This window comes from Leclercia sp. W6 (assembly GCF_003336345.1).
Classification (GTDB): Bacteria; Pseudomonadota; Gammaproteobacteria; order Enterobacterales; family Enterobacteriaceae; genus Enterobacter.
Genome location: NZ_CP031104.1, coordinates 2,566,871 through 2,592,745, shown reverse-complemented (window position 1 = coordinate 2,592,745; position 25,875 = coordinate 2,566,871). Strand labels below are relative to the sequence as shown.

The window sequence follows — 25,875 nt, the reverse complement described above, 5'->3', positions numbered from 1 at the left end:
TCTTAGTGAACCATCATGTTGTAGTTGAGGTTCCACATAATCCAGATGGATCCGACTACCAGGATTGCGATGATAATCACGGTAAAGATGAATGCTGTCATATTCCAGCCTTCATCAGACTTGGTGTTCATGTGCAGGAAGCAAACCAGATGCACCAGAATCTGCACTACCGCGGTAACCAGGATAGTGCCCAGAATTGCCGCGTGAGAAGCAGTACCGCTCATCACCATCCAGAACGGAATGACCGTCAGGATGATCGACAGGATAAACCCTGTCATGTAGGTCTTTACGCTGCCGTGGGAAGCGCCATGATCGTTAGAATGACTCATTACATCGCCCCCATCAGATAGACTACAGAGAACACACAGATCCAAACCACATCCAGGAAGTGCCAGAACAGGCTCAGGCACATAATACGGGTGCGGTTAGTGCTGGTCAGGCCGCGACGGGAAATCTGGAACATCAGAACAGCCATCCAGATCAGACCGGAAGTCACGTGCAGACCGTGGGTACCGACCAGCGCGAAGAACGCTGACAGGAAGCCACTGCGATCCGGGCCGAAGCCTTCCATGATCAGGTGATGGAATTCATAGATTTCCATCCCGATGAAGCCAGCACCAAACAACCAGGTCAACGCCAGCCAGGAGACAACCTGGCTCTTGTTGTTTTTGTACATGGCGATAGCCGCCATGCCGTAGGCGATGGAGCTGAACAGCAGCAGGGCAGTTTCAACCAGAACGAACGGCAGCTCAAAAATGTCCTTACCGGTCGGGCCGCCCGCTGTGCCGTTCACCAGAACGGCATAGGTCGCGAACAGACAGCAGAACAGAATGCAGTCGCTCATCAGGTAGATCCAGAAGCCGAAAACTTTCGTCGGCCCTGTATCGTGGTGCGCGTGGTCATGCGCGTGGGCAGTTGAGTGCGTCAAAGTATCAGTTGCCATTTTTCAGCCCCGCTTTAGAAATCTCATCGAAATGCTGGTTTTCCAGTTTTTCGACTTCACGGACTGGTACGTAGTAGTCCACGTCCTCGTCAAAGCTCTTCACAATCCAGCTAATTACGACGCCGGCAAAGCCAACAATCGCCAACCACCAGATGTGCCAGATCATTGCGAAACCAAATACCGTAGTGAAGGCGGCGATGACAATGCCCGCACCGCTGTTTTTCGGCATGTGGATCTCTTCGTAATGCGTAGGTTGCTTGTACGCTTCGCCTTTTTCTTTCATTTCCCAGAATGCGTCACGCTCATGAATGTGCGGCACAACGGCAAAGTTATAGAACGGCGGTGGAGAAGAGGTCGCCCACTCCAGCGTACGGCCACCCCATGGGTCACCTGTCAGGTCGCGGTTCAGGTTACGGTCACGGATAGAGACGTAGTACTGAATCAGCTGACATGCGATACCGCAGGCAATCAGCGCCGCGCCGCCCGCTGCAATCAGCAGCATTGGGTGGAACTGCGGATCGATCTGCTGGCTCAGACGACGGGTCATACCCATGAAGCCCAGCACGTACAGCGGCATAAATGCCACGAAGAAGCCGATAATCCAGAACCAGAACGCGCGTTTACCCCAGGTTTCGTTCAGCGTGAAGCCGAACGCTTTTGGCCACCAGTAGGTTACGCCAGCGAAGCAGCCGAAGACGACGCCGCCGATAATAACGTTGTGGAAGTGCGCGATCAGGAACAGGCTGTTGTGCAGAACGAAGTCAGCACCTGGAACAGCCAGCAGTACACCGGTCATCCCACCGACGGAGAAGGTCACGATGAAGCCGATGGTCCACAGCATTGCTGAGTGGAACTGGATACGGCCCTGGTACATGGTGAACAGCCAGTTGAAGATCTTAACCCCGGTAGGGATTGCGATAATCATGGTTGTAATACCGAAGAAGGCGTTTACGTTGGCGCCCGCACCCATGGTGAAGAAGTGGTGCAGCCAAACGATGAACGACAGAACGGTAATACATACGGTTGCCCACACCAGCGAGGTGTAACCAAACAGACGTTTACGCGAGAAGGTCGCCGCGATTTCGGAGAAGACACCGAACACCGGCAGAACCAGGATGTACACTTCCGGGTGACCCCAGGCCCAAATCAGGTTGATGTACATCATCATGTTGCCACCCATATCGTTGGTAAAGAAATGGGTACCCAGATAGCGATCCAGGGTCAGCAGCGCGATGGTGACGGTCAGAATTGGGAAAGAGGCGATAATCAGGACGTTGGCGCACAGAGATGCCCAGGTAAATACCGGCATCTTGAACATCGTCATGCCTGGGGCACGCATCTTCAGAATGGTCACGAAGAAGTTAATACCGGTCAGGGTAGTACCGATACCGGAGAGCTGCAGCGCCCAAATCCAGTAGTCAACACCTACACCAGGACTGTATTCAATTCCTGATAGCGGCGGATAGGCCAGCCAACCGGTCTGCGCGAACTCACCGACGCCCAGAGAAAGGTTAACCAGAATCACACCGACAACCGTGAACCAGAAGCTCAGGTTGTTCAGGAAGGGGAACGCAACGTCACGCGCACCGATTTGCAGCGGCACGACCACGTTCATCAGACCGATAACCAGCGGCATCGCCACGAAGAAGATCATGATAACGCCGTGGGCGGTAAAGATCTGATCGTAGTGGTGCGGTGGCAGGAAGCCTGCTTCGCCTGCGGAGGCAAGCGCCTGCTGGCTACGCATCATGATCGCATCCGCAAAGCCACGAATTAACATGACGATACCGACGAGGCAGTACATGATGCCGAGTTTTTTGTGGTCGACCGAAGTCAGCCACTCATTCCACAGGTAGCTCCACTTACCGAAGTAAGTGATCAGGCCAACTAAGGCCGCGCCACCAATGATAATTGCAGCAATCGTAACCATGATAATAGGTTCATGGTACGGCACTGCATCCAGTGTCAATTTTCCGAACATTTTCTTCCTCGGCCCCTTAGTGAGCGGTTTCCGCGTGGCTCATGTCCATGCCTTCCATACCTTCGTGCGAGTTGTGCTCGCCTTCAGGCTGGGTCACGTCCATGCTCTTGCCATGTCCCATAAATTTGCCAATGACATCTTTGAACAAATTCGGTTTCACGTTAGAGAAGTACTCCACTTTGTTGTATTCGCTAGGCGTTGCCACTTTTTCGAACGTAGCCATGTCAGACATGGTGTTCGGGGACTGTTTCGCTTTAGCGACCCACTGGTCGAAAGCGGCACGGTCAGGTGTGGCAATGGCTTTGAACTTCATACCAGAGAAGCCCGGACCACTGTAGCTGGCGGAGATACCGTCATAGGTGCCTGCTTCGTTGGCAATCAGGTGCAGGTTAGTCTGCATACCGGCCATCGCATAAATCTGGCTGCCCAGACGCGGAATAAAGAAGGAGTTCATCACGGAGTTAGAGGTCACTTTGAACTCTACCGGAGTGTTCGCCGGGAAGGCGATTTCATTCACGGTAGCAATGCCCTGTTCCGGGTAGATGAAGAACCATTTCCAGTCCATGGAGACCACTTCGATGGTGATAGGTTTCTCATCGTGAACCAGCGGTTTGCTCGGCTCGAGCGAGTGAGTGGTTTTCCATGTCAGCACGGCAAGGAACAGGATGATCAGGATAGGCACCGTCCAGACCACAGCTTCCACTTTATTGGAGTGTGACCAGTTAGGGCTGTACTTCGCATCTTTGTTGCTCGCACGGTACTTCCAGGCGAAACCAATAGCCATCAAAATGGCAGGAATAACGACGATCATCATCAGGCCGAAAGCCGTCAGAATCAGGGAACGTTGTTCCAGTCCAATCTGTCCTTTGGGGTCCAGAAGCGCAGAATCACAGCCACTGAGTAATACAGTGCCTGCAATTAACGACAACCAGCCCAAACCTTTATTGTATTTCCTAAGTGTCATTTAACGACCTCAATTCCACGGGGACCTTGGTGGCGTTTAAAGTGTGGGGGCATTTTACGGGAAGGTTACATTACTGTAAACATCATTAGGACTGTGTCAGTAACGTGTTACCGGGTTCTGCCGGATAAGTCACACATGTTGCAAAGTATAGCCAATCCCGGACAGGAGTCCCGTCATACGCGGCTTATAACGAATCCAGTCCTGTCGGGAGGGGAAAGAGGGTAATTGGTATAACCATTGTGAAAAAGACACAAATAATTAACAAATAATTTGCAATAAAAAGACAATTAAAAAACGGAAAATTAATCTTTCGGTTGCTGAATCGGTTAAAGGAAAATAGGGTTTATTACCGCTTCCAATAATTTCCGGAATTCTAAGACGCACAAAACAACAAATATTATTTTGAACTGGACAGATTTATTTACCGTTATAATTTCACAAGGTGATTACAACGGCAAATAACCGTTTTTTATCATTTTACGTCGTTTGGGTTTTACGCATGGCCAGATAATCGAGAAGCGCACCGGTCACGATCCCGACCATCGTCAGCAGCGCACCCACATCAAGCAGCAGCAGGGTAAACGGCAGATCGAGCGTGGTCGTGGCATTCACAATCGCCACGACAAGCCACAGCGCCAGCATCACACAGCCCGCTAGCAAGATTCTTAAGGCGAAGCGATAGGCGGACGGGTAGAGCGTCCTTTCCATAAAGTGTTCGGTTTGCTGGGTATATTTCAGCGAACGGCGGCATATTAATAACAGGAGCAGCCCAGGAATGGCCGCAAACACAGAGAACAGATAGAACTCCGCCCAGCCGTGCGTTTCAACGAACCAGCCTGCGATAGGGCCAACGTAGACGCGACCTACCGCAGAGAGCGCCGAGAGCAGGGCGAACTGCGTGGCAGAGAACGATTTATTGCACAGAGTCATCAGCAGCGCGACAAACGCCGCTGTCCCCATCCCACCACACAAGTTTTCGAAGAACACCGCCGTTGCCATGCTGAGCATATGCTTATCGGTAATGGAGAGCAGCCAGTACCCGGCGTTCGAAATTCCCTGTAGGATGCCGAAAATTAGCAGGGCACGGAACAGGCTTAAGCGCTGCATCAGCACGCCGCCGTAGAGCGCGCCGATAATCGTGGCAATCAGCCCCAGCGTTTTGTTAACGACCCCCACTTCACCAGCATCGAAGCCCACTCCGCGTATCAGGAAGGTGGTGGTCAGGCTCATCGCAAACGCATCGCCAAGTTTGTACAACACAATCAACAGCAGAATGAGCCAGGCGTTGTTACGGCCAAAAAAGTCACGCAACGGTTCAGCCACAGCCTGCTCAAGGGAGCGGGGGACCGGGATCACATCGCTCGGTTCCGGGGCAAGAATTGTGGCGATCATGCAGGGAATAAGCAGGATGGCCATCAGCCAGTACATCCCCTGCCAGCCGAGGTATCTGTCCGCCAGCCACAGGGCCAGCCCGCCTGAGACCAGCATGCCCAGACGGTAACCCAGCACGCTGATGGCGGCCCCGGCGCCGCGCTCTTCAGCTGAAAGCACGTCCGTTTTCCAGGCATCAAAAACGATATCCTGCGACGCAGAGCAAAACGCGATCACCACCGCCAGCGCAGCCATCCAGCGCAGCTGTGACGCAGGCTCAAGGAAGCCCATGGCGGCAATCGCCAGCAGCAGCATCGCCTGGGTCATCAGCAACCAGCCACGACGCCTGCCGAGGAAAGGCGGCGTGTAGCGGTCCATCATTGGTGACCATAAAAATTTAAAGACATAGGCCTGACCGACCAGCGAGAAGAAGCCGATGGTTTTAAGATCGATATTTTCGACGGTCATCCACGCCTGGAGCGTGCCGGATGTCAGGGCAAGGGGTAAACCGGAGGCAAAACCGAGGATCAGCAAGATAGCTGATTTAGGCTGCTGGAAAATGCGTAAGTAATGACTGGACATGAGGTAAAACTGACCCGACCGGTGGCCGGGTCAGCAGGCAGACTTAACGTGCGTTCTGCTTGATGAATTCGTGAATGCTGGTGTCCTGCGCCATATCGGCGATGGTGTCGGTCAGCACGCTGTTAACCGCGTTAGCAATGTTCTGGTTAGAGGCCTGGAACGCACCTTCAACAGAGTAGCTTGCACGGTAGTTTTTGTTCATCTTGTTGCCGTTCTTCGCGGTAGCGATGATGGCGATATCGGCTTTGGTGGCGATGTTATAGCGCACGTTGCCCTGAGAGACGTCAGCGTACAGGTTGTTGACGATGATCTGCAGATCTACCGCGCCGCTTGGGCCAACCATATAACCGCGAGCGGTCATCTGCTTCTCAAGCACTTCCTGCAGCAGGAAACGCAGATCGCGGGAAGCGGTCAGGGTGACAACCTGGTTGTCGCGGGTGACTTTCGCCAGCGCCTGGTCGCGACGCTGGTCTGCGCCGTTAATGCTTACGGTCACGCCCATCAGGCTTGGATCCTGCTGTGGCAGGGTGATCTTTGGCGAAACATCAATGGTGGTTGGCGGGGTCGCGCAGCCAGCCAGCATAAACAGGGCGACTAAAGGGAAAAAGAGTTTTTTTAACATGTTCAGGCTCTCAACGAATCGTAAGCATATAGAGATAAAAATTGCCGCCATCATAACATCGCCAACGGCAAGGGGAAGTGGTCAACGCATGTAAATTCATCGCCTTGTCTGAAAACTGACCACCTGAAACGCTTTTCCGTTATTCGAACGACAAAACGACGCTTCCCTTATAGGACTTCATACGGTTGAATGAGAAAATCAGACGAAAGCTAAATTTTTGTTGTCTTGTTGTTATGCAAGCGGTAAAAGCGGCTAATATTTAAAGGGATGGGTGACATCTCAGCGTTGTCGGAGGAGTAATTTCATGATGATACGTGAACAGATTGAAGATAAGTTAAGGGCGGCGTTTGAACCTGTGTTCCTTGAAGTCGTCGACGAAAGCTATCGTCATAACGTACCGGCAGGCTCTGAGAGCCACTTTAAGGTGGTGCTGGTCAGTGACCGTTTCGCTGGCGAGCGTTTTCTCAACCGTCACCGTATGATTTACGGAACCTTGACGGAAGAGCTCTCGACCACGGTCCATGCGCTGGCGCTCCACACTTATACAATCAAAGAGTGGAAGGGGTTACAGGATACGATTTTCGCATCGCCACCGTGCCGGGGAGCCGGAACGATCGCGTAATAAATCCTGTTTGCAACAGCAGGAGCTTTTCCAGTATGTTGCATAAAGATTACGTCAAAGCGGCCTGCGGGCCGTTTTGTTTTGTCCGGGTTTTGAGCCGGTGGCGCGATTTTAAGGCTAAAAATAGCCTTAATTTGTGAAAAAAGCCGCAGCAACATACGCCAACCGTTCTCGACTCACTAAAGTGATGCCGCTATAATGCCGCGTCTTAATGAATGTCTTCGGGATGATTCTGGCGACAGGGAATGTGAATCTGCTACAAGAGAGCATCCCGGTATTGCGAGGCAAATTCAGAGTTGACCGAGCACTGTGATTTTTTTGAGGTAACAAGATGCAAGTTTCAGTTGAAACCACTCAAGGCCTTGGCCGCCGTGTAACGATTACAATCGCTGCTGACAGCATCGAAAACGCTGTAAAAAGCGAGCTGGTCAACGTAGCGAAGAAAGTCCGTATTGACGGCTTCCGTAAGGGCAAAGTACCGATGAATGTCGTTGCTCAGCGTTATGGCGCTTCTGTTCGCCAGGACGTGCTGGGTGACCTGATGAGCCGCAACTTTGTTGACGCGATCATCAAAGAAAAAATCAACCCAGCCGGTTCCCCGACCTATGTTCCGGGTGAATACAAACTGGGCGAAGACTTCACCTACGCGGTAGAGTTCGAAGTCTATCCAGAAGTTGAGCTGAAAGGCCTGGAAACGATTGAAGTTGAAAAACCTGTCGTTGAAGTGACTGAAGCTGACGTTGACGGCATGCTGGACACCCTGCGTAAGCAGCAGGCGACCTGGAAAGATAAAGACGGCGCTGCTGACGCAGAAGACCGTGTCACCATCGACTTCACCGGCTCTGTAGACGGCGAAGAGTTCGAAGGCGGTAAAGCATCTGACTTCGTACTGGCGATGGGCCAGGGTCGTATGATCCCAGGCTTCGAAGAAGGTATCAAAGGCCACAGCGCTGGCGAAGAGTTCACCATCGATGTGACCTTCCCGGAAGAGTACCACGCTGAAAACCTGAAAGGTAAAGCGGCTAAATTCGCCATTACCCTGAAGAAAGTTGAAGACCGCGAGCTGCCAGAACTGACTGAAGATTTCATCAAGCGTTTCGGCGTTGAAGATGGTTCTGTTGAAGGTCTGCGTGCAGAAGTGCGTAAAAATATGGAACGCGAGCTGAAAGGCGCCGTGCGTAACCGCGTGAAGTCTCAGGCTATCGAAGGTCTGGTTAAAGCTAACGAGATCGAGATCCCGTCTGCGCTGATCGACAGCGAAATCGACGTTCTGCGCCGTCAGGCTGCACAGCGTTTCGGTGGCAACGAGAAGCAAGCGCTGGAACTGCCACGCGAGCTGTTCGAAGAGCAGGCTAAACGCCGCGTTGTCGTTGGTCTGCTGCTGGGCGAAGTGATTCGTACCCACGAGCTGAAAGCTGACGAAGAGCGCGTTAAAGGTCTGATCGAAGAGATGGCTTCTGCCTATGAAGATCCGTCAGAAGTTGTTGCTTTCTACGGCAGCAACAAAGAGCTGATGGAAAACATGCGCAATGTCGCCCTGGAAGAGCAGGCTGTTGAAGCGGTTCTGGCCAAAGCGAAAGTGTCCGAAAAAGCCACTTCTTTCAACGAACTGATGAACCAGCAGGCGTAATTCTGCCCGCTTTGTTTAAAGTTTGAGCAAAAAACCCGTTGCCTTTCGGCGGCGGGTTTTTTTTATCACAGTTATAAATCACGAAGCGTGATAAAACGCCTTTTCAGTGTTAGCGTTACAACAAAAGATTGTTATGCTTGAAATAGGGCTGAGCCATCCCCATTAGTGGGAAAGTAGTATTAAAGAGACTGGCTGATAATCCGTCCGCAAGGTTACAATCAGTACAGCAGGTATTTTCATTTTTTATCCAGGAGACGGAAATGTCATACAGTGGCGAACGAGATAACTTTGCACCCCATATGGCGCTGGTGCCAATGGTTATTGAACAGACCTCTCGCGGTGAACGTTCTTTTGATATCTACTCCCGTCTGCTTAAAGAACGCGTTATCTTCATGACCGGCCAGGTGGAAGACCACATGGCGAACCTGATCGTGGCGCAAATGCTGTTTCTGGAAGCGGAAAACCCGGAAAAAGACATTTACCTGTACATTAACTCCCCGGGTGGCGTTATCACCGCCGGGATGTCCATTTACGATACCATGCAGTTCATCAAGCCTGATGTGAGCACCATTTGTATGGGCCAGGCGGCATCGATGGGCGCATTCCTGCTGACCGCAGGGGCGAAAGGCAAGCGTTTCTGCCTGCCTAACTCGCGCGTTATGATCCACCAGCCGCTGGGCGGATACCAGGGCCAGGCGACAGACATTGAGATTCACGCCCGTGAAATTCTGAAAGTTAAAGGGCGCATGAATGAACTTATGGCTCACCACACGGGTCAATCACTTGAGCAGATCGAGCGTGATACCGAGCGCGATCGCTTCCTGTCCGCACCAGAGGCAGTTGAGTACGGCTTAGTCGACTCCATTTTGACCCATCGTAATTGATGCCCACGACGCGGGTGTGCCGCTATACTATGGTAGGGCGGCACTTTGCTTACGAGCAGCTTGCGTCTGAGAATGGCATTTGCGTCGTCATGTGCGGCACAAAGAACTTAAAAAGAGGTTTTGACTCATGACAGATAAACGCAAAGATGGATCGGGCAAACTGCTTTACTGCTCTTTTTGCGGCAAAAGCCAGCATGAAGTGCGCAAACTGATTGCCGGGCCATCCGTGTATATCTGCGACGAATGTGTCGACTTATGTAACGACATCATCCGCGAAGAGATTAAAGAAGTCGCACCACACCGTGAGCGCAGCGCGTTACCGACCCCGCATGAGATTCGTCATCATCTTGATGATTATGTCATCGGTCAGGAACAGGCGAAAAAAGTGCTGGCAGTGGCGGTGTACAACCACTACAAACGTCTGCGTAACGGGGATAACAGCAACGGCGTTGAGCTGGGCAAAAGTAACATTTTGCTGATCGGCCCAACCGGTTCCGGTAAAACCCTGCTGGCAGAAACCCTGGCACGTCTGCTGGATGTTCCATTTACTATGGCCGATGCCACCACCCTGACCGAAGCCGGTTATGTGGGTGAAGATGTGGAAAACATCATCCAGAAACTGCTGCAGAAATGTGATTACGATGTGCAGAAGGCACAGCGCGGTATCGTGTATATCGATGAGATCGATAAAATCTCGCGTAAATCCGATAACCCATCGATCACCCGTGACGTGTCCGGTGAAGGTGTGCAGCAGGCATTGCTGAAACTGATCGAAGGGACGGTTGCCGCGGTTCCACCGCAGGGCGGTCGTAAGCATCCTCAGCAGGAGTTCCTGCAGGTTGATACCTCCAAGATCCTGTTTATCTGTGGCGGCGCGTTTGCCGGCCTGGATAAAGTCATCGCTAACCGTGTTGAAACCGGCTCGGGTATTGGCTTTGGCGCCACCGTAAAAGCGAAGTCTGAAAAAGCGAAAGAGGGCGAGCTGCTGATGCAGGTTGAGCCAGAAGATCTGATCAAGTTTGGTCTGATCCCTGAGTTCATCGGCCGTCTGCCGGTTGTCGCCACGCTGACAGAACTGAGCGAAGATGCGCTGATTCAAATTCTGAAAGAGCCGAAAAACGCCCTGACCAAGCAGTATCAGGCGTTGTTCAATCTTGAAGGCGTTGAACTGGAATTCCGCGACGAAGCGCTGGACGCAATTGCCAAGAAAGCGATGGCGCGTAAAACCGGTGCCCGTGGCCTGCGTTCAATTGTTGAAGCAGCCCTGCTCGATACCATGTACGACCTGCCTTCTCTGGAAGAGGTCGAGAAAGTGGTCATCGACGAGTCCGTGATTGCCGGTCAAAGCAAGCCGCTGCTGATTTACGGTACGCCGGAAGCGCAGCAGGCATCTGGCGAATAATTCACCAGAGCATACAAGTAGTTAATCAAAAAGGGGGGATTTAATCCCCCCTTTTATTTTTCCGTAAACATGGCGTTGAATGTGTGGGAAACATCCCCATATACTGGATTACATGTTAATGGTTATGTGAAGCACAGTCTCATGACCAGCTTACCAGGCGGACACTAAACTAAGAGAGAGCTCTATGAATCCTGAGCGTTCTGAACGCATTGAAATCCCCGTATTGCCGTTGCGCGATGTGGTGGTTTATCCGCACATGGTCATACCCTTATTTGTAGGGCGGGAAAAATCTATCCGTTGCCTTGAAGCCGCCATGGATCATGATAAAAAAATCATGCTGGTTGCGCAGAAAGAAGCATCAACGGATGAGCCGGGTGTAAACGATCTTTTCACCGTCGGGACCGTGGCCTCTATTTTACAAATGCTGAAGCTGCCTGATGGCACTGTCAAGGTGCTGGTCGAGGGGCTGCAGCGTGCGCGTATTACCACGCTATCTGATGATGGCGAACACTTCGCAGCAAAAGCCGAATACCTTGACTCACCTCAGCTGGACGAGCGTGAGCAGGAGGTGCTGGTTCGCACCGCGATCAGTCAGTTTGAAGGCTACATCAAGCTGAACAAAAAAATCCCACCAGAAGTGCTGACGTCGCTGAACAGCATCGACGATCCTGCACGTCTGGCTGACACCATCGCTGCGCACATGCCGCTGAAGCTGGCGGACAAACAGTCCGTGCTGGAGATGTCCGACGTCAACGAGCGTCTGGAATATCTGATGGCGATGATGGAGTCTGAAATCGATCTGCTGCAGGTTGAGAAACGCATTCGCAACCGCGTGAAGAAGCAGATGGAGAAATCGCAGCGCGAGTACTATCTGAACGAGCAGATGAAGGCTATTCAGAAAGAGCTCGGCGAGATGGACGACGCGCCGGACGAAAACGAAGCGCTGAAGCGTAAGATCGACGCGGCGAAAATGCCGAAAGAGGCGAAAGAGAAAGCGGAAGCAGAGCTGCAGAAGCTGAAAATGATGTCTCCGATGTCGGCTGAAGCGACCGTTGTACGCGGCTATATCGAGTGGATGGTTCAGGTTCCGTGGAACGCCCGCAGCAAGGTCAAAAAAGACCTGCGTCAGGCCCAGGAGATCCTGGATACCGACCACTACGGTCTTGAGCGTGTCAAAGATCGCATCCTTGAGTATCTTGCGGTTCAGAGCCGTGTGAATAAGCTCAAGGGGCCAATTCTCTGCCTGGTCGGGCCGCCGGGGGTGGGTAAAACCTCTCTGGGGCAGTCCATTGCCAAAGCCACCGGTCGTAAATACATCCGTATGGCGCTGGGCGGCGTGCGTGACGAGGCGGAAATCCGCGGTCACCGCCGGACCTATATCGGCTCAATGCCGGGCAAACTGATCCAGAAGATGGCGAAAGTGGGCGTTAAAAACCCGCTGTTCCTGCTGGATGAGATCGACAAAATGTCGTCCGATATGCGTGGCGATCCGGCTTCTGCCCTGCTTGAAGTGCTGGATCCAGAGCAGAACGTGGCGTTTAGCGATCACTACCTGGAAGTGGACTACGACCTGAGCGATGTGATGTTCGTGGCGACCTCTAACTCCATGAACATCCCGGCGCCGCTGCTGGATCGTATGGAAGTGATCCGTCTTTCTGGCTACACCGAAGACGAAAAGCTGAACATTGCCCGTCGTCACCTGCTGTCGAAGCAGATTGAACGTAACGCCCTGAAAGAGAGCGAACTGACCGTTGATGACAGCGCGATTATCGGCATCATTCGTTACTACACCCGTGAAGCGGGCGTGCGTAGCCTGGAGCGTGAAATCTCCAAGCTGTGTCGTAAAGCGGTTAAACAGCTGCTGCTCGATAAATCGCTGAAGCACATTGAAATCACTGGCGACAACCTGCACGAATACCTCGGTGTTCAGCGCTACGACTATGGCCGTGCGGACAGCGAAAACCGCGTCGGACAGGTAACGGGTCTGGCATGGACGGAAGTTGGCGGCGATCTGCTGACCATTGAAACCGCCTGCGTACCGGGTAAAGGTAAGCTGACCTACACCGGCTCGCTGGGTGAAGTGATGCAGGAGTCCATTCAGGCTGCGCTGACCGTGGTGCGCGCGCGTGCGGAAAAACTGGGTATTAATCCGGACTTCTACGAAAAACGCGATATTCACGTTCACGTGCCGGAAGGGGCAACGCCGAAAGATGGCCCAAGCGCAGGTATCGCTATGTGTACCGCGCTGGTTTCTTGCCTGACCGGTAACCCGGTTCGTGCCGATGTGGCAATGACCGGTGAAATCACCCTGCGTGGTCAGGTCCTGCCGATTGGCGGTTTGAAAGAGAAACTGCTGGCGGCACACCGCGGTGGCATTAAAACGGTCCTCATCCCGTATGAGAATAAGCGCGATCTGGAAGAGATTCCGGATAACGTTATCGCCGATCTGGAGATTCATCCGGTGAAACGTATTGAGGAAGTTCTGACACTTGCGTTGCAGAATGAGCCTTCAGGAATGCAGGTTGTGACCGCAAAATAGTGACCTCGCGCAAAGAGCGTCAATAAAAAAAAGGTTGGTGAGCTATTTCGGGCTTGCCAGCCTTTTTTTGTATAGCTAATTTAGATTGCTGATTGGGCTAGCCATCAACAACGGGTGTTGTAAGGTCATGGCAGGCCTGATATAACTGCTGCGCGGTCGCGTTGTGAAGGATTCAGACGCGATATAAATTATAAAGAGAGGAAGAGAAGAGTGAATAAATCTCAACTGATTGACAAAATTGCTGCGGGTGCTGACATCTCCAAAGCTGCGGCTGGACGTGCGTTAGATGCTTTGATTGCTTCTGTTACCGAATCTCTGCAGGCTGGGGACGACGTAGCGCTGGTAGGTTTTGGTACTTTTGCTGTTAAAGAGCGTGCTGCCCGTACTGGCCGCAACCCTCAGACCGGTAAAGAGATCACCATCGCTGCTGCTAAAGTGCCTGGCTTCCGTGCCGGCAAAGCGCTGAAAGACGCGGTAAACTGATCGCTTTCTTACTTCAGGGAAGTTGAAAAGTACAAGGGCGCATCATTTGATGTGCCTTTTTTGTTTGTCCAGACCTGATTTATGTGAGTTTATGCGAGTTGTGGGCTGACAATAGCCCCGGTTTCTTGTCACAATACGCCTTTACGCGCTGCGGTCAGGATTCCGCCAGCGTCAGGTCACCAGTCACCTACAGCGGAGTGTGGTTACACCATGATGGACAGCTTACGCACGGCTGCTAACAGTCTCGTGCTCAAGATTATTTTCGGTATCATTATCGTGTCGTTCATATTGACCGGCGTGAGCGGATACCTGATTGGCGGTAGTGCAAACTACGCCGCAAAAGTGAACGACCAGGAAATTAGCCGTGGGCAGTTTGAGAATGCATTTGCCGGTGAACGTAACCGCATGCAGCAACAGCTGGGCGATCGGTTCTCAGAACTGGCGGCGAACGAAGGGTACATGAAGAACCTGCGTCAGCAGACGCTGAACCGTCTTATCGATGAAGCGCTGCTGGATCAGTATGCCCGTGAACTGGGTCTGAGCATCAGCGATGACCAGGTGAAGAATGCGATTTTCGCGACCCCTGCTTTCCAGAATAACGGCAAATTCGATAACACCCGTTATACCGCCATCGTTAATCAGATGGGGATGACGCCGGATCAATACGCTCAGGCGCTGCGCAATCAGCTCACCACTCAGCAGCTTATTAACGCTGTTGTGGGCACCGACTTCATGCTTAAGGGCGAAGCGGACGAGCTGGCGACGCTGGTTGCTCAGCAGCGCGTCGTGCGCGAAGCCACTTTCGACGTTAACGCCCTGGCTGCGAAACAGCAGGCGAGCGACGAAGAGGTGAAAAGCTACTACGAGCAGAACAAAAACAACTTCACCGCCCCGGAACAGTTCCGCGTGAGCTACATCAAGCTGGATGCGGCTGCGATGCAGGAAAACGCCACCGATGCGGAGATCCAGTCTTACTACGATCAGCATCAGGATCAGTTCACTCAGCCACAGCGTAACCGTTACAGCGTGATCCAGACCAAAACGGAAGCTGACGCTAAAGCGGCGCTGGATGAGCTGAATAAAGGCACCGACTTTGCAACGGTCGCAAAAGAGAAGTCCACCGATATCATCTCTGCGAAAAACGGCGGTGACATGGGTTGGCTGGAAGAGGCGACCACCCCGGACGAGCTGAAAAATGCCGGCCTGAAAGAGAAAGGTCAACTTTCTGGCGTGATTAAATCTTCCGTCGGTTTCCTGGTGGCACGTCTGGATGATATCACCCCTGCGACAACCAAACCGCTGGCTGACGTCCATGATGAGATCGCGGCGAAAGTGAAGCAGGAGAAAGCGCTGGATGGCTTCTATGCGTTGCAGCAGAAAGTGAGCGATGCGGCCAGCAATGACAACGAATCCCTGGCGGGTGCTGAGCAGGCTGCGGGCGCGAAAGCGGTCACCACCGGTTGGTTTGATCGTGACAACCTGCCGGAAGAGCTGAACTTCAAGCCAGTGGCGGATGCCATCTTCAGTGGCGGTCTGGTGGGCGAAAACGGCACCCCGGGCAGCAACTCCGACATCATCACCGTGGACGGCGACCGCGCCTTTGTTCTGCGTGTGAGTGAGCACAAGCCGGAGGCTGTTAAGCCGCTGGACGAGGTGAAAGATCAGATTACTGCGCTGGTGAAGCATAACAAAGCCGTTCAACAGGCGAAGCTGGATGCTGAAAAGCTGCTGGCTGAGCTGAAAGCCGGTAAAGGTGATGAAGCGCTGAAAGCGGCTGGCCTGAGCTTTGGTGAGGCGAAGACCCTGAGCCGTACCGGTCAGGATCCGATCAGCCAGGCGGCATTTACCCTGAGCCAGCCTGCGAAAGACAAACCGAGCTTTGGTATCGCCAACGATATGCAGGGCAACGTGGTGATTCTGGCGCTGGATGAAGTCAAAGCGGGCACCATGCCGGAAGCGCAGAAGAAAGCGATGGTTCAGGGTATCACCCAGAACAACGCGCAAATCGCTTTCGAAGCGTTGATGAGCAACCTGCGTAAAGAAGCCAAAATTAAGCTGGGCGATATCATCACTCAGCAGTAATTACGGCGCTGCTCGCAAACTTAAGCAACATACTGCAATACCAAAAGGCCGCTTTCGCGGCCTTTTCCATTTCTGCAATCTGCTATTTGTTCCTGAAAAGCGGCCCGAATAAGGTAAGGGGGCTGTCAACAAACAAGGAGAAAACAGCATGAAACATGGAATCAAAGCCCTTTTTGTCACGCTTGCCATCGTAACGGCGGGGCTGAGCCAGAGCGCGCTGGCGGCATCCTCGGTCGCGAAAACGCAGGTCACACAAAGCAAATCTGAGCCGTCGGCCTCCGCCACGTCGTCACCGCAGTCGAAAGCCGTCGCGAGCAGCAATAATGGCGAAGAGGAAGGGGTGCGGGTCAGCATTAATTCTGCATCGGCAGAGGAGCTGGCAAAGGTGATGAATGGCGTAGGGATAAAGAAAGCCCAGGCGATCGTCAGTTACCGCGAAGAGTACGGTCCGTTTAAAACCCTGGACGATCTCCGGCAGGTTCCTGGTATGGGTGGGGCGCTGGTGGAGCGTAATCTTGCGCAGCTGATGCTGTAATAACTTGCACAGTGGCAAAAATTTGCCAGGATAAGGAGGTCATACCAGTTATGACCTCTGAATCTTATAAATAACAACTCTAAAGGCTATTGCGCTATGCAGACCCAAATCAAAGTACGCGGCTACCACCTGGATGTTTACCAACACGTTAATAACGCCCGTTATCTGGAGTTCCTCGAAGAGGCGCGCTGGGATGGACTGGAAAACAGCGACAGTTTTCAATGGATGACCGCACACCGTATCGCTTTTGTGGTGGCGAACATCAATATCAACTATCGCCGTCCCGCAGTGCTCAGCGATCTACTCACCGTGACCAGCCAGCTACAGCAGTTAAACGGGAAAAGTGGGGTACTGAGTCAGGTGATCACCCTAGAGCCGGAAGGACAGGTGGTGGCAGATGCGTTAATTACCTTTGTCTGCATCGATCTGAAAACGCAGAAAGCGCTGCCGCTGGAGGGGGAGTTACGTGAGAAGCTGGAGCTGTTAATCAAATAACCCCGCTTCTGATGCCGGGCGAAGCGTCTTTTCACCCGGCAGACCGCTCCGGTCAGTTAAGACCAGTTTTTTTCTTCAGAGCCGCCATCACCCCGGCTTTATCCGCCAGATAGTGATTCAGACCGTTGGCGCGCAGGTTACAGGCGGCGCACTGGCCGCAACCATCGCCCTGAATGCCGTTGTAGCAGGTGAGCGTTTCGTTACGCACCAGATCCAGCTTGCCCCAGTAGTCGGCCAGCGCCCAGGTTTCGGCTTTATCGAGCCACATTAGCGGCGTTTCGAAGCGGATATCTTTAGCCATGCCGAGGTTCACGGCGTGGTTGAGGGCTTTAACAAACTCGTCGCGGCAGTCCGGGTAGCCGGAAAAATCGGTTTCGCACACGCCGGTAATGATTGCCTCGGCTTTCACCTGGTAAGCATAGATGGCCGTCAGGGTCAGGAAGAGGATATTACGCCCCGGTACGAAGGTATTCGGGATCCCCTCGGCATCCGGTTCGTAGTCCGGCACCGGAATGCTGTCCCGGGTGAGGCTGCTCACCGCCAGTTCATTCAGCAGAGTGACATCCAGCACCTTATGCGCCCGTGCGCCGAGTTTCACCGCCAGTTTCTGCGCGACCTCAATCTCTTCGCTATGGCGCTGACCATAGTCAAAAGTCACACAATGGACTTCATCATATTGCTGCAGAGCCTGAACCAGACAGGTCGTGGAGTCCTGACCTCCACTGAACACGACAACGGCACGTTTCATTAATCTTCCCAACTTTGACGGTTAAAAAACTATGGTAACGTCTGGCCGTGGCGGCGACCAGCTTCTTCACGTTTTCGGCGCAGGCAGCCAGGCCTCGGTAAAGTCAAACCAGCCGCGCGGATTCAGGCGGATGCCATTTACCCCCGGCGGAGCGCTGATTTGATACTGATAGTTGAACAGCGGCGTCAGCACGCCACGCGCCATCAGGCGGGAGTAAACCTCTTTCAGCGCCAGATGGCGGGCAGATGGGTTGGGCTGGGTCTGAACGGCATCCAGGGTCGCCATCAGGTGCGCAAATTCCGGCGCGCTGAGCAGATAAGGCCACAGGGCATCGCAGCGCAACCACTGCTCCAGGGTGTACTCTGGCGCCTCGCCAATTAACCTGTCCCCCATCATGATATCCGCCTCCGCCAGGGCGGTGCAGCCATCCCAGGTTTTAGCGTCATGAAACATCACTCTAAGCTGACATCCTTCCTGCGCCAGATAGCGTTTCAGCTGTTCCGCCATGGTATGCAACTCCACCGGCAGGTGATAAAGCAGGGTGAGCGTATCCGGCAGAACGGCCTCCTGTTCCCGCGTCCACTGCGGGATTGACCAGCCTGGCAGCAACTCCTGGGTCGGCGTGATGAGGTTTTCGTCCAGCGGCAGGGTATGCAGCAGCGACGTGTGATGAATAATGTCGATCAGCCTGCGGGCCTGCGCCTCGCTTAAACGGTCGCTCTGTTTCAGCGTGAGGTAACAAAAACCGAGGCTGATGCTGTTACTGACCGGCCGCAGGCTGGCAAGCTCCTCCGGCTCACCGATGGCAATCTGCGCCGGATGGCGAAAGCTGGTGCCTGAATCCTGGTCAAAAAGCTGAGGCGTGATCCAGTATTCAATCGCTTTCAGTAGAGGATGTCCGAGATGGTACTGCTCGTGGCTTTCCAGCCGGACCAGATCCGCGTCGAAGATCGCCAGCCGAAACGGCCCGCTCCCCGTCAGAGGCTCTTCTGGGTGGGCGAGACGGCTGCAATAGCTTGCCAGCCGGTGCGCCAGCCAGTAGTCGGGTTGGTGTAATACAAAAGTCAGGCACTGAGGATGGGTAACCTCAATTTGCCCCACGCTGTTAAACAGCTTGCGCAGCGCGGGAAGGGTAAGCAGCTTCGCCAGCTGGCTCTGGAGCTGGGTTGCCTCGACTTTATCCCCGTTGTGCCAGTGCAGCGTGGAGCGAATGTAGAAATGCCAGCGCAGCCCGTCGGCCGAGATCTCCCAGTGATGCGCCAGATCGCCCACGGGTTCGCTGCGGGTATCGTCGAACCGGGTCAGTCCGGAAAAGATCTGTCCTACAAGATGCTGTTCAGCGCGGCCCGGCAGAAAACCAGGCTGGAGCGGATCGAGTGGACGGTAATAGGGAATGCGCAGCGTCGGGGTGTCATTCTGCCACTGCCCGCCGAGAAAAGGATGCAGCAGGGCACGCAGCGCCTGGGGTGCCAGTTGGGCCAGCGCCAGGGCATTCTGCTGATGCCCGCTTTTCAGCGCCTCTTCCATCATCGCGTTACGTAACGATTCCGGCGTGACGTAAAAACGTAGTTCGCCGCGCTTTCCGCGGCCGGACTGCGCATGCCAACTGAGCCAGCCCGCCTCTTGCGCCTGGCGCAGCAGGGTGCGGACGTGCCGTTCACTGCAAAAACAGCGGCTCGCCAGCTCTGCCACGCTGACCTGCTGGGGCGCACCGGCAGAGGGCTGCCACAGTCGCTGGTACTGATTAAGTCGATTAAGCTGGCGCATCGTAAACCCGGAACAATAATTTCCATCTATTCAGTATTACTTCCGTATATACCAGGCAATACTGTTGCACAAGTTACCCCTTCACATTTTTGGAGTTCCCATGGCGCGGCTGGCGGCATTTGATATGGACGGCACCTTGTTAATGCCGGATCACCGTTTAGGTGATAAGACGCTGAGCGTGCTTAAGCGGCTGCGTGAGCGCGATATCACGCTCACCTTCGCCACGGGCCGTCATGTGCTGGAGATGCGCCATTTAATGGGGGCGCTCTCCCTCGACGCCTTTTTGATTACCGGCAACGGCACGCGCATTCACTCTCTGGAGGGAGAGGTGCTTTATCGTCAGGATCTCGCCCCGGATGTAGCAGAACAGGTGCTGCACAGCACATGGGATACGCAGGCCAGCATTCACGTTTTTAACGATACCGGCTGGCTGACAGGCAAGGAAATCCCGGCGTTGCTGGAAGCGCATGTCTACAGCGGCTTCCAGTATCAGCTGACCGATCTGCGCCGTATCCCGGCCCATGCGGTGACGAAAATCTGTTTTTGTGGCGATCATGACGATCTGTGTCGCCTGCGCATTCAGCTCAACGAGGCGCTGGGCAGCCGCGCACATCTCACCTTCTCGGCCATCGATTGTCTGGAGGTGCTGCCGGTCGGGTGCAACAAAGGCTCCGCGCTGGCGGTGCTGAGCGAACATCTGGGCCTGAGCCTGGAGGAGTGTATGGCGTTTGGCGATGCGATGAACGATCGCGAGATGCTGGGCAGCGTGGGACGCGGCCTGATTATGGGCAATGCGATGCCACAGCTGATCGCCGAGCTCGCACATTTACCGGTTATTGGACACTGCCGCAACGAGGCCGTGTCCCACTTCTTAACCCATTGGCTGGATACACCTGATCTTCCTTATTCCCCCGAATAGTGAGACCCTTCCAGCAAGCCAGACGAACGTCTGGCTTTTTTTTATTTTACCAGCCGGGCAATCTCCGCCAGCCAGGGCGTTACATCGCCAATATTCGCTTTCACCCATTCGGCATTGTAATAGGTCTCCAGATAGCGCTCACCGCTGTCGCACAGCAGCGTCACGACCGAGCCGGTTTGCCCTGCCTCACGCATCCGCGCGGCCAGCTGTAACGCGCCCCACATATTGGTGCCGGTTGAGGCCCCCACCTTGCGGCCCAGCTGCGTTTCCAGCCAGAGGGCGGTGGCGACGCTGGCGGCATCCGGCACGCGGAGCATCTCGTCCACCACGTCCGGGATAAACGACGGTTCGACGCGCGGGCGGCCAATCCCTTCGATTTTGCTCCCGACCGGGCTGCGCAGGGCAGGATCGCGCTGCTGCCAGTAATCCAGGAATACGGAGTTCTGCGGATCCACGACCATAAGACGGGTATCGTAACCCTGGCAGCGAATATAGCGGCCAATAGTGGCCGAGGTGCCGCCGGTGCCCGCGCTCATCACGATATGGGCCGGTACCGGGTGGGGCTCATTCTGCATCTGGCGGAAGATACTGTCGGCAATGTTGTTATTGCCGCGCCAGTCGGTGGCCCGCTCTGCGAAGGTAAACTGGTCCATATAGTGGCCGTTCAGCTCCCGGGCCAGCATCTCTGAGGCGGCATAAATTTCACAGGCGCTTTCCACAAAGTGACAGCGGCCACCGTAAAATTCGATCTGTTCAATTTTACGTTTTGCCGTACACGACGGCATGACGGCGATAAACGGCAGGCCGAGCAGGCGAGCGAAATAGGCCTCGGAAACGGCGGTGGAACCGGAGGAGGATTCAATGATGGTGGTGCCTTCATTGATCCAGCCGTTACACAGCCCATACAGGAACAGCGAGCGCGCCAGACGGTGCTTCAGGCTGCCGGTGGGGTGGGTACTTTCGTCTTTCAGATAGAGCTGGATACCCGGAAAACCGGGCAGGGCAAGGCGAATAAGGTGAGTGTCCGCCGAGCGCTGATAATCAGCGTTAATTTCACTGATGGCGTTTTTAACCCAGGTGCTATTCATCGAAGTTATCCATTTGTCATTTTGTGCCCAGCATATCGAAAAGCACAGAAAAAATTGTTGCTATCTGGCCTTTAAAATAGAATGTAAGGAGAAAAATTTTCTCTGCGGGGTGGTTATGCTAGATAAAATTGACCGTAAGCTGCTCTCCTTACTACAAAGTGACTGCACCCTCTCTTTGCAGGCGCTGGCGGATGCCGTTAATCTGACCACCACGCCCTGCTGGAAACGCCTGAAACGGCTCGAAGACGAAGGCATATTGCTGGGGCGTGTGGCGCTGCTCGATCCCGAAAAACTGGGGCTTGGCCTGACGGCGTTTGTGCTGATAAAAACGCAGCACCACAGTAGCGACTGGTACTGTGGATTCGTCAGCGTGGTCTCACAGATGCCGGAAGTGCTGGGCTTCTGGCGCATGGCGGGCGAATATGACTACCTGATGCGCGTACAGGTAGCAGACATGAAGCGCTATGATGACTTCTATAAACGGCTGGTCAACAGCGTGCCGGGTCTGTCGGATGTCACCTCCAGCTTTGCGATGGAACAGATAAAATACACCACCGCCTTACCCATTGAATAACCCGGAATACAATCCTCAGGAAAAGACCGCGTGCGATTATTTGCTCAGTTAAGCTGGTACTTTCGCCGGGAGTGGCAACGCTATCTCGGTGCAGTCGCCCTGCTTATTATTATTGCCATTCTGCAGCTCATCCCGCCAAAAGTGGTGGGCTACGTTGTGGATGGCGTTACGGAACAGCATTACACCACCGCACGGGTGATGATGTGGATCGGCACGCTGGTCCTGACGGCGGTGGTGGTCTACCTGCTACGCTATGTCTGGCGCGTGCTGTTATTCGGTGCGTCATACCAGCTTGCCGTCGAGCTGCGGGAAGATTTTTACCGCCAGCTCAGCCGCCAGCATCCGGAGTTTTATCTGCGTCACCGCACCGGCGACCTGATTGCCCGCGCCACCAATGACGTGGATCGCGTGGTCTTTGCCGCCGGGGAAGGGGTATTGACCCTCGTGGACTCGCTGGTGATGGGCTGCGCGGTGCTGATCGTCATGTCGACCCAAATCAGCTGGCAGTTAACCCTGCTGGCGCTGCTGCCGATGCCGCTGATGGCCCTGGCGATCAAACGCTACGGCGACCAGCTTCACCAGCGCTTCAAGCTGGCGCAGGCGGCCTTCTCCTCTCTTAACGACCGTACTCAGGAGAGCCTGACCAGTATCCGGATGATCAAAGCCTTTGGCCTGGAAGATCGTCAGTCGGCGCTGTTTGCCGCCGACGCGGCGGATACCGGGGCTAAAAACCTGCGCGTCGCCCGGATTGACGCCCGTTTTGATCCCACGATTTATATCGCCATCGGCACCGCTAACCTGCTGGCCATTGGTGGCGGAAGCTGGATGGTAATTAACGGCTCGCTGACCCTCGGGCAGCTGACCAGCTTTGCCATGTATCTGGGGCTGATGATCTGGCCGATGCTGGCCCTGGCCTGGATGTTCAACATTGTCGAGCGCGGCAGTGCGGCCTACAGCCGGATCCGCGCCATGCTCGCCGAAGCGCCGGTGGTCAACGACGGTAGCGAGACAGTACCAAACGGACGCGGCGAGCTGAATGTCGCCGTGCGCGCCTTTAGCTATCCGCAGACGGAACAGGTGACGCTCGAAAACGTCCACTTTACGCTGCAACCGGGGCAGATGCTGGGCATCTGCGGCCCAACAGGCGCCGGAAAGAGCACTATTCTGTCGCTGATCCAGCGTCACTTCGATATCCCTCAGGGTGAGATCCGCTTCCACGATATTCCGCTGCCGCAGCTGCGGCTGGATAGCTGGCGCAGCCGCCTTGCGGTGGTGAGCCAGACGCCGTTCCTCTTCTCCGATACCGTCGCGAATAATATTGCGCTGGGTTGTCCGCACGCCACACGCGAGGAGATCGAGCACGTTGCGCGTCTCGCCAGCGTCCATGACGATATCCTGCGCCTGCCGCAGGGCTATGAAACCGAAGTGGGCGAACGCGGCGTAATGCTGTCGGGCGGGCAGAAGCAACGTATTTCCATCGCCCGTGCGCTGCTGCTGAATGCCGAAATCCTGATCCTCGACGATGCCCTTTCCGCCGTCGATGGCCGTACTGAACATCAGATCCTGCATAACCTGCGACAGTGGGGGGAGGGGCGCACGGTAATTATCAGCGCCCATCGTCTCTCGGCCCTGACCGAGGCGAGCGAAATTCTGGTGATGCAGCACGGGCACATTGCCCAGCGCGGGCAGCATGAACAGCTGGCGGAACAGCCGGGCTGGTATCGCGATATGTACCGTTATCAACAACTGGAAGCGGCGCTGGATGAGGTGCCGGAAACGGAAGAGGAGGCCGCCGATGCGTAGTTTTTCCCAGCTGTGGCCCACCCTTAAACGCCTGCTGGCATATGGCTCGCCGTGGCGCAAACCGCTGACGCTGGCGGTGGTGCTACTGTGGATTGCGGCGATAGCCGAAGTGACCGGGCCGCTGCTGATCAGCTATTTCATCGACAACATGGTGGCGAAAAACTATCTGCCGCTCGGTTTAGTCACCGGGCTGGCGGTGGCCTATGTCGGGCTACAGTTGCTGGCGGCGGGGCTGCACTATGCCCAGTCGCTGCTCTTTAACCAGGCTGCTGTCGGGGTGGTGCAGCAGTTGCGCACCGACGTGATGGACGCCGCGCTGCGCCAGCCGCTGAGCGCGTTCGATACCCAGCCTGTCGGGCAGATTATTTCCCGAGTGACTAACGATACGGAAGTGATCCGCGATCTCTATGTCACGGTGGTGGCGACGGTGCTGCGCAGCGCCGCTCTGGTCGGCGCCATGCTGGTGGCGATGTTCAGCCTGGAGTGGCGCATGGCGCTGGTGGCGATGGCGATTTTCCCGGCGGTGATGATTGTGATGATCATTTATCAGCGCTACAGCACACCGATTGTGCGCCGGGTGCGGACCTATCTGGCGGATATCAACGATGGCTTTAACGAGGTCATCAATGGCATGAGCGTGATTCAGCAGTTCCGTCAGCAGGCGCGCTTTGGCGAGCGGATGGGCGAGGCCAGCCGCTCACACTACATGGCCCGCATGCAGACCCTGCGTCTGGACGGTTTCCTGCTGCGCCCGCTGTTAAGCCTCTTTTCGGCGCTGGTGCTGTGTGGGTTGCTGATGCAGTTTGGCTTTGCCGCCCGTGGCACCATCGAAGTGGGGGTACTTTATGCCTTTATCAGCTATCTGGGCCGTCTTAATGAGCCGCTGATTGAACTTACTACCCAGCAGTCGATGTTGCAGCAGGCGGTTGTTGCCGGTGAGCGCGTTTTTGAGCTGATGGATCGCCCGCGCCAGGCCTATGGCGATGACGAGCGCGAACTGCAAAGCGGCGAGATTGAATTTGATCAGGTCTCCTTTGCCTATCGCGACGATCGTCTGGTATTGCAGGATATCAACCTGACGGTACCGTCCCGCAGCTTTGTCGCGCTGGTGGGGCATACCGGCAGCGGTAAAAGTACCCTCGCCAGCCTGCTGATGGGCTACTACCCGCTCACCGAAGGTGAAATTCGTCTGGATGGGCGCCCGCTCTCGACCCTGAGCCACGCCGTGTTGCGTAAAGGGGTGGCTATGGTGCAGCAGGATCCGGTGGTCCTGGCCGACACCTTCTATGCCAACGTGACGCTGGGGCGGCCCTTTAGCGAAGAGCAGGTGTGGGACGTGCTGGAGAAAGTACAGCTGGCGGAGCTGGCCCGCGGCCTGCACGACGGTATCCATACCCGGCTGGGCGAGCAGGGTAACAATCTGTCAGTCGGACAAAAGCAGCTATTAGCGCTGGCCCGGGTGTTGATCGATACACCGCAGGTGCTCATCCTCGATGAAGCCACCGCCAGCATCGATTCCGGCACCGAGCAGGCTATCCAGCAGGCGCTGGCGGCGGTACGCGAGCACACCACTCTGGTGGTGATTGCCCACCGTCTGTCGACCATAGTTGAGGCAGATACCATTCTGGTGCTTCACCGCGGCCAGGCGGTTGAGCGCGGCACCCATAAGCAACTGCTTGAGGCGAAAGGGCGTTACTGGCAAATGTATCAACTGCAGCTCGCTGGCGAAGAGCTGGCCGCCAGCGCGCGGGAGGAGTCCCTCAGCGCCTGATGCACTAAAATTAAGCAACCTGCCAGCCGCTGAATCGGTTGGTGCAAAAATGAAACGCACCCTGCACTGT

General features: G+C 54.8%; 22 protein-coding genes. 13 read left to right on the top strand and 9 right to left on the bottom strand.

Annotated elements, in window-relative coordinates; all coding sequences use genetic code 11:
* Nucleotides 1-2 precede the first annotated feature (2 nt).
* The 6 genes from DVA43_RS12735 to DVA43_RS12710 form a co-directional block, all read right to left on the bottom strand.
* Nucleotides 3-329, bottom strand: a complete 327-nt coding sequence (locus DVA43_RS12735; RefSeq protein WP_103178475.1) for a cytochrome o ubiquinol oxidase subunit IV — start codon at nt 327-329, stop codon at nt 3-5.
* Nucleotides 329-943, bottom strand: a complete 615-nt coding sequence (locus DVA43_RS12730; protein WP_114315759.1) for a cytochrome o ubiquinol oxidase subunit III — start codon at nt 941-943, stop codon at nt 329-331. Before DVA43_RS12730 ends, DVA43_RS12735 begins: the two co-directional genes overlap by 1 nt.
* Nucleotides 933-2,924: a cytochrome o ubiquinol oxidase subunit I gene (gene cyoB, locus DVA43_RS12725; protein ID WP_103824040.1), complete on the bottom strand. Its 1,992-nt coding sequence runs from the start codon at nt 2,922-2,924 to the stop codon at nt 933-935. Before cyoB ends, DVA43_RS12730 begins: the two co-directional genes overlap by 11 nt.
* 16 nt (nt 2,925-2,940) lie before the next feature.
* Complete coding sequence (cyoA, locus tag DVA43_RS12720) at nt 2,941-3,888, bottom strand: cytochrome o ubiquinol oxidase subunit II (RefSeq protein ID WP_103824041.1); 948 nt, start codon at nt 3,886-3,888, stop codon at nt 2,941-2,943.
* 477 nt (nt 3,889-4,365) lie between these two features.
* Nucleotides 4,366-5,841: a muropeptide MFS transporter AmpG gene (gene ampG, locus DVA43_RS12715; RefSeq protein WP_114315758.1), complete on the bottom strand. Its 1,476-nt coding sequence runs from the start codon at nt 5,839-5,841 to the stop codon at nt 4,366-4,368.
* A gap of 43 nt (nt 5,842-5,884) precedes the next feature.
* The gene (locus DVA43_RS12710) at nt 5,885-6,463 is read right to left on the bottom strand and encodes a lipoprotein (protein WP_103178480.1); all 579 of its coding nucleotides are present in this window, start codon (nt 6,461-6,463) and stop codon (nt 5,885-5,887) included.
* Nucleotides 6,464-6,767: 304 nt separating this feature from the next.
* Here DVA43_RS12710 and bolA point away from each other — a divergent pair, with 304 nt between their 5' ends.
* The 9 genes from bolA to DVA43_RS12665 all read left to right on the top strand — a co-directional run bounded on the left by bolA (nt 6,768) and on the right by DVA43_RS12665 (nt 17,135).
* Nucleotides 6,768-7,085 (top strand): transcriptional regulator BolA, encoded by a 318-nt coding sequence (gene bolA / locus DVA43_RS12705; RefSeq protein WP_039032378.1) that lies wholly within the window; start codon nt 6,768-6,770, stop codon nt 7,083-7,085.
* Between the two features lie 331 nt (nt 7,086-7,416).
* The gene (gene tig, locus DVA43_RS12700) at nt 7,417-8,715 is read left to right on the top strand and encodes a trigger factor (RefSeq protein ID WP_103824043.1); all 1,299 of its coding nucleotides are present in this window, start codon (nt 7,417-7,419) and stop codon (nt 8,713-8,715) included.
* 260 nt (nt 8,716-8,975) lie between these two features.
* Nucleotides 8,976-9,599 (top strand): ATP-dependent Clp endopeptidase proteolytic subunit ClpP, encoded by a 624-nt coding sequence (clpP, locus tag DVA43_RS12695; RefSeq protein WP_032616835.1) that lies wholly within the window; start codon nt 8,976-8,978, stop codon nt 9,597-9,599.
* A 127-nt stretch (nt 9,600-9,726) separates the two neighbouring features.
* On the top strand, nt 9,727-11,001 hold the full coding sequence (gene clpX, locus DVA43_RS12690) for an ATP-dependent protease ATP-binding subunit ClpX (protein ID WP_103178482.1): 1,275 nt from the start codon (nt 9,727-9,729) through the stop codon (nt 10,999-11,001).
* A 184-nt stretch (nt 11,002-11,185) separates the two neighbouring features.
* Complete coding sequence (gene lon / locus DVA43_RS12685; protein ID WP_103824044.1) at nt 11,186-13,540, top strand: endopeptidase La; 2,355 nt, start codon at nt 11,186-11,188, stop codon at nt 13,538-13,540.
* 210 nt (nt 13,541-13,750) lie between these two features.
* Nucleotides 13,751-14,023 (top strand): nucleoid-associated protein HU-beta, encoded by a 273-nt coding sequence (gene hupB, locus DVA43_RS12680; RefSeq protein ID WP_002444653.1) that lies wholly within the window; start codon nt 13,751-13,753, stop codon nt 14,021-14,023.
* A 210-nt stretch (nt 14,024-14,233) separates the two neighbouring features.
* Nucleotides 14,234-16,105 carry a peptidylprolyl isomerase gene (gene ppiD / locus DVA43_RS12675; RefSeq protein WP_114315757.1) on the top strand — a complete coding sequence of 624 codons (1,872 nt, stop codon included), beginning with the start codon at nt 14,234-14,236 and terminating at the stop codon, nt 16,103-16,105.
* A gap of 148 nt (nt 16,106-16,253) precedes the next feature.
* Entirely contained in the window at nt 16,254-16,640 is a 387-nt protein-coding gene (locus DVA43_RS12670) for a helix-hairpin-helix domain-containing protein (protein WP_114315756.1), read from the top strand.
* Nucleotides 16,641-16,736: 96 nt separating this feature from the next.
* Nucleotides 16,737-17,135, top strand: a complete 399-nt coding sequence (locus DVA43_RS12665) for a YbgC/FadM family acyl-CoA thioesterase (protein WP_039032384.1) — start codon at nt 16,737-16,739, stop codon at nt 17,133-17,135.
* A 52-nt stretch (nt 17,136-17,187) separates the two neighbouring features.
* On the opposite strand, the gene queC is transcribed toward DVA43_RS12665, so the two are convergent.
* The gene (queC, locus tag DVA43_RS12660; protein WP_103824048.1) at nt 17,188-17,883 is read right to left on the bottom strand and encodes a 7-cyano-7-deazaguanine synthase QueC; all 696 of its coding nucleotides are present in this window, start codon (nt 17,881-17,883) and stop codon (nt 17,188-17,190) included.
* A gap of 66 nt (nt 17,884-17,949) precedes the next feature.
* Nucleotides 17,950-19,650: an SgrR family transcriptional regulator gene (locus tag DVA43_RS12655; RefSeq protein ID WP_114315755.1), complete on the bottom strand. Its 1,701-nt coding sequence runs from the start codon at nt 19,648-19,650 to the stop codon at nt 17,950-17,952.
* Between the two features lie 100 nt (nt 19,651-19,750).
* On the opposite strand from DVA43_RS12655, the gene cof reads away from it, so the two are divergent.
* The gene (gene cof, locus DVA43_RS12650; RefSeq protein WP_114315754.1) at nt 19,751-20,569 is read left to right on the top strand and encodes an HMP-PP phosphatase; all 819 of its coding nucleotides are present in this window, start codon (nt 19,751-19,753) and stop codon (nt 20,567-20,569) included.
* 41 nt (nt 20,570-20,610) lie between these two features.
* On the opposite strand, the gene DVA43_RS12645 is transcribed toward cof, so the two are convergent.
* A complete protein-coding gene (locus DVA43_RS12645) occupies nt 20,611-21,657 on the bottom strand; it encodes a PLP-dependent cysteine synthase family protein (protein WP_114315753.1) in 1,047 nt (348 codons plus the stop codon).
* Nucleotides 21,658-21,772: 115 nt separating this feature from the next.
* Here DVA43_RS12645 and DVA43_RS12640 point away from each other — a divergent pair, with 115 nt between their 5' ends.
* From DVA43_RS12640 to DVA43_RS12630, 3 genes are read left to right on the top strand one after another with little or no spacing between them, the layout of a single operon-like run.
* Nucleotides 21,773-22,231, top strand: a complete 459-nt coding sequence (locus DVA43_RS12640; RefSeq protein ID WP_168194496.1) for an Lrp/AsnC family transcriptional regulator — start codon at nt 21,773-21,775, stop codon at nt 22,229-22,231.
* Nucleotides 22,232-22,261: 30 nt separating this feature from the next.
* On the top strand, nt 22,262-24,034 hold the full coding sequence (locus DVA43_RS12635) for a SmdA family multidrug ABC transporter permease/ATP-binding protein (protein WP_114315751.1): 1,773 nt from the start codon (nt 22,262-22,264) through the stop codon (nt 24,032-24,034).
* The gene (locus tag DVA43_RS12630; RefSeq protein WP_114315750.1) at nt 24,027-25,805 is read left to right on the top strand and encodes a SmdB family multidrug efflux ABC transporter permease/ATP-binding protein; all 1,779 of its coding nucleotides are present in this window, start codon (nt 24,027-24,029) and stop codon (nt 25,803-25,805) included. The genes DVA43_RS12635 and DVA43_RS12630 overlap by 8 nt, the downstream gene beginning before the upstream one ends.
* Nucleotides 25,806-25,875: the final 70 nt, after the last annotated feature.

Bases quoted from the DNA above. Each gene is read 5' to 3' on its own strand.
- DVA43_RS12735 (WP_103178475.1), bottom strand. From the start codon at position 329: ATGAGTCATTCTAACGATCATGGCGCTTCCCACGGCAGCGTAAAGACC.
- DVA43_RS12730 (WP_114315759.1), bottom strand. From the start codon at position 943: ATGGCAACTGATACTTTGACGCACTCAACTGCCCACGCGCATGACCAC.
- cyoB (WP_103824040.1), bottom strand. From the start codon at position 2,924: ATGTTCGGAAAATTGACACTGGATGCAGTGCCGTACCATGAACCTATT.
- cyoA (WP_103824041.1), bottom strand. From the start codon at position 3,888: ATGACACTTAGGAAATACAATAAAGGTTTGGGCTGGTTGTCGTTAATT.
- ampG (WP_114315758.1), bottom strand. From the start codon at position 5,841: ATGTCCAGTCATTACTTACGCATTTTCCAGCAGCCTAAATCAGCTATC.
- DVA43_RS12710 (WP_103178480.1), bottom strand. From the start codon at position 6,463: ATGTTAAAAAAACTCTTTTTCCCTTTAGTCGCCCTGTTTATGCTGGCT.
- bolA (WP_039032378.1), top strand. From the start codon at position 6,768: ATGATGATACGTGAACAGATTGAAGATAAGTTAAGGGCGGCGTTTGAA.
- tig (WP_103824043.1), top strand. From the start codon at position 7,417: ATGCAAGTTTCAGTTGAAACCACTCAAGGCCTTGGCCGCCGTGTAACG.
- clpP (WP_032616835.1), top strand. From the start codon at position 8,976: ATGTCATACAGTGGCGAACGAGATAACTTTGCACCCCATATGGCGCTG.
- clpX (WP_103178482.1), top strand. From the start codon at position 9,727: ATGACAGATAAACGCAAAGATGGATCGGGCAAACTGCTTTACTGCTCT.
- lon (WP_103824044.1), top strand. From the start codon at position 11,186: ATGAATCCTGAGCGTTCTGAACGCATTGAAATCCCCGTATTGCCGTTG.
- ppiD (WP_114315757.1), top strand. From the start codon at position 14,234: ATGATGGACAGCTTACGCACGGCTGCTAACAGTCTCGTGCTCAAGATT.
- DVA43_RS12670 (WP_114315756.1), top strand. From the start codon at position 16,254: ATGAAACATGGAATCAAAGCCCTTTTTGTCACGCTTGCCATCGTAACG.
- DVA43_RS12665 (WP_039032384.1), top strand. From the start codon at position 16,737: ATGCAGACCCAAATCAAAGTACGCGGCTACCACCTGGATGTTTACCAA.
- queC (WP_103824048.1), bottom strand. From the start codon at position 17,883: ATGAAACGTGCCGTTGTCGTGTTCAGTGGAGGTCAGGACTCCACGACC.
- DVA43_RS12655 (WP_114315755.1), bottom strand. From the start codon at position 19,650: ATGCGCCAGCTTAATCGACTTAATCAGTACCAGCGACTGTGGCAGCCC.
- cof (WP_114315754.1), top strand. From the start codon at position 19,751: ATGGCGCGGCTGGCGGCATTTGATATGGACGGCACCTTGTTAATGCCG.
- DVA43_RS12645 (WP_114315753.1), bottom strand. From the start codon at position 21,657: ATGAATAGCACCTGGGTTAAAAACGCCATCAGTGAAATTAACGCTGAT.
- DVA43_RS12640 (WP_168194496.1), top strand. From the start codon at position 21,773: ATGCTAGATAAAATTGACCGTAAGCTGCTCTCCTTACTACAAAGTGAC.
- DVA43_RS12630 (WP_114315750.1), top strand. From the start codon at position 24,027: ATGCGTAGTTTTTCCCAGCTGTGGCCCACCCTTAAACGCCTGCTGGCA.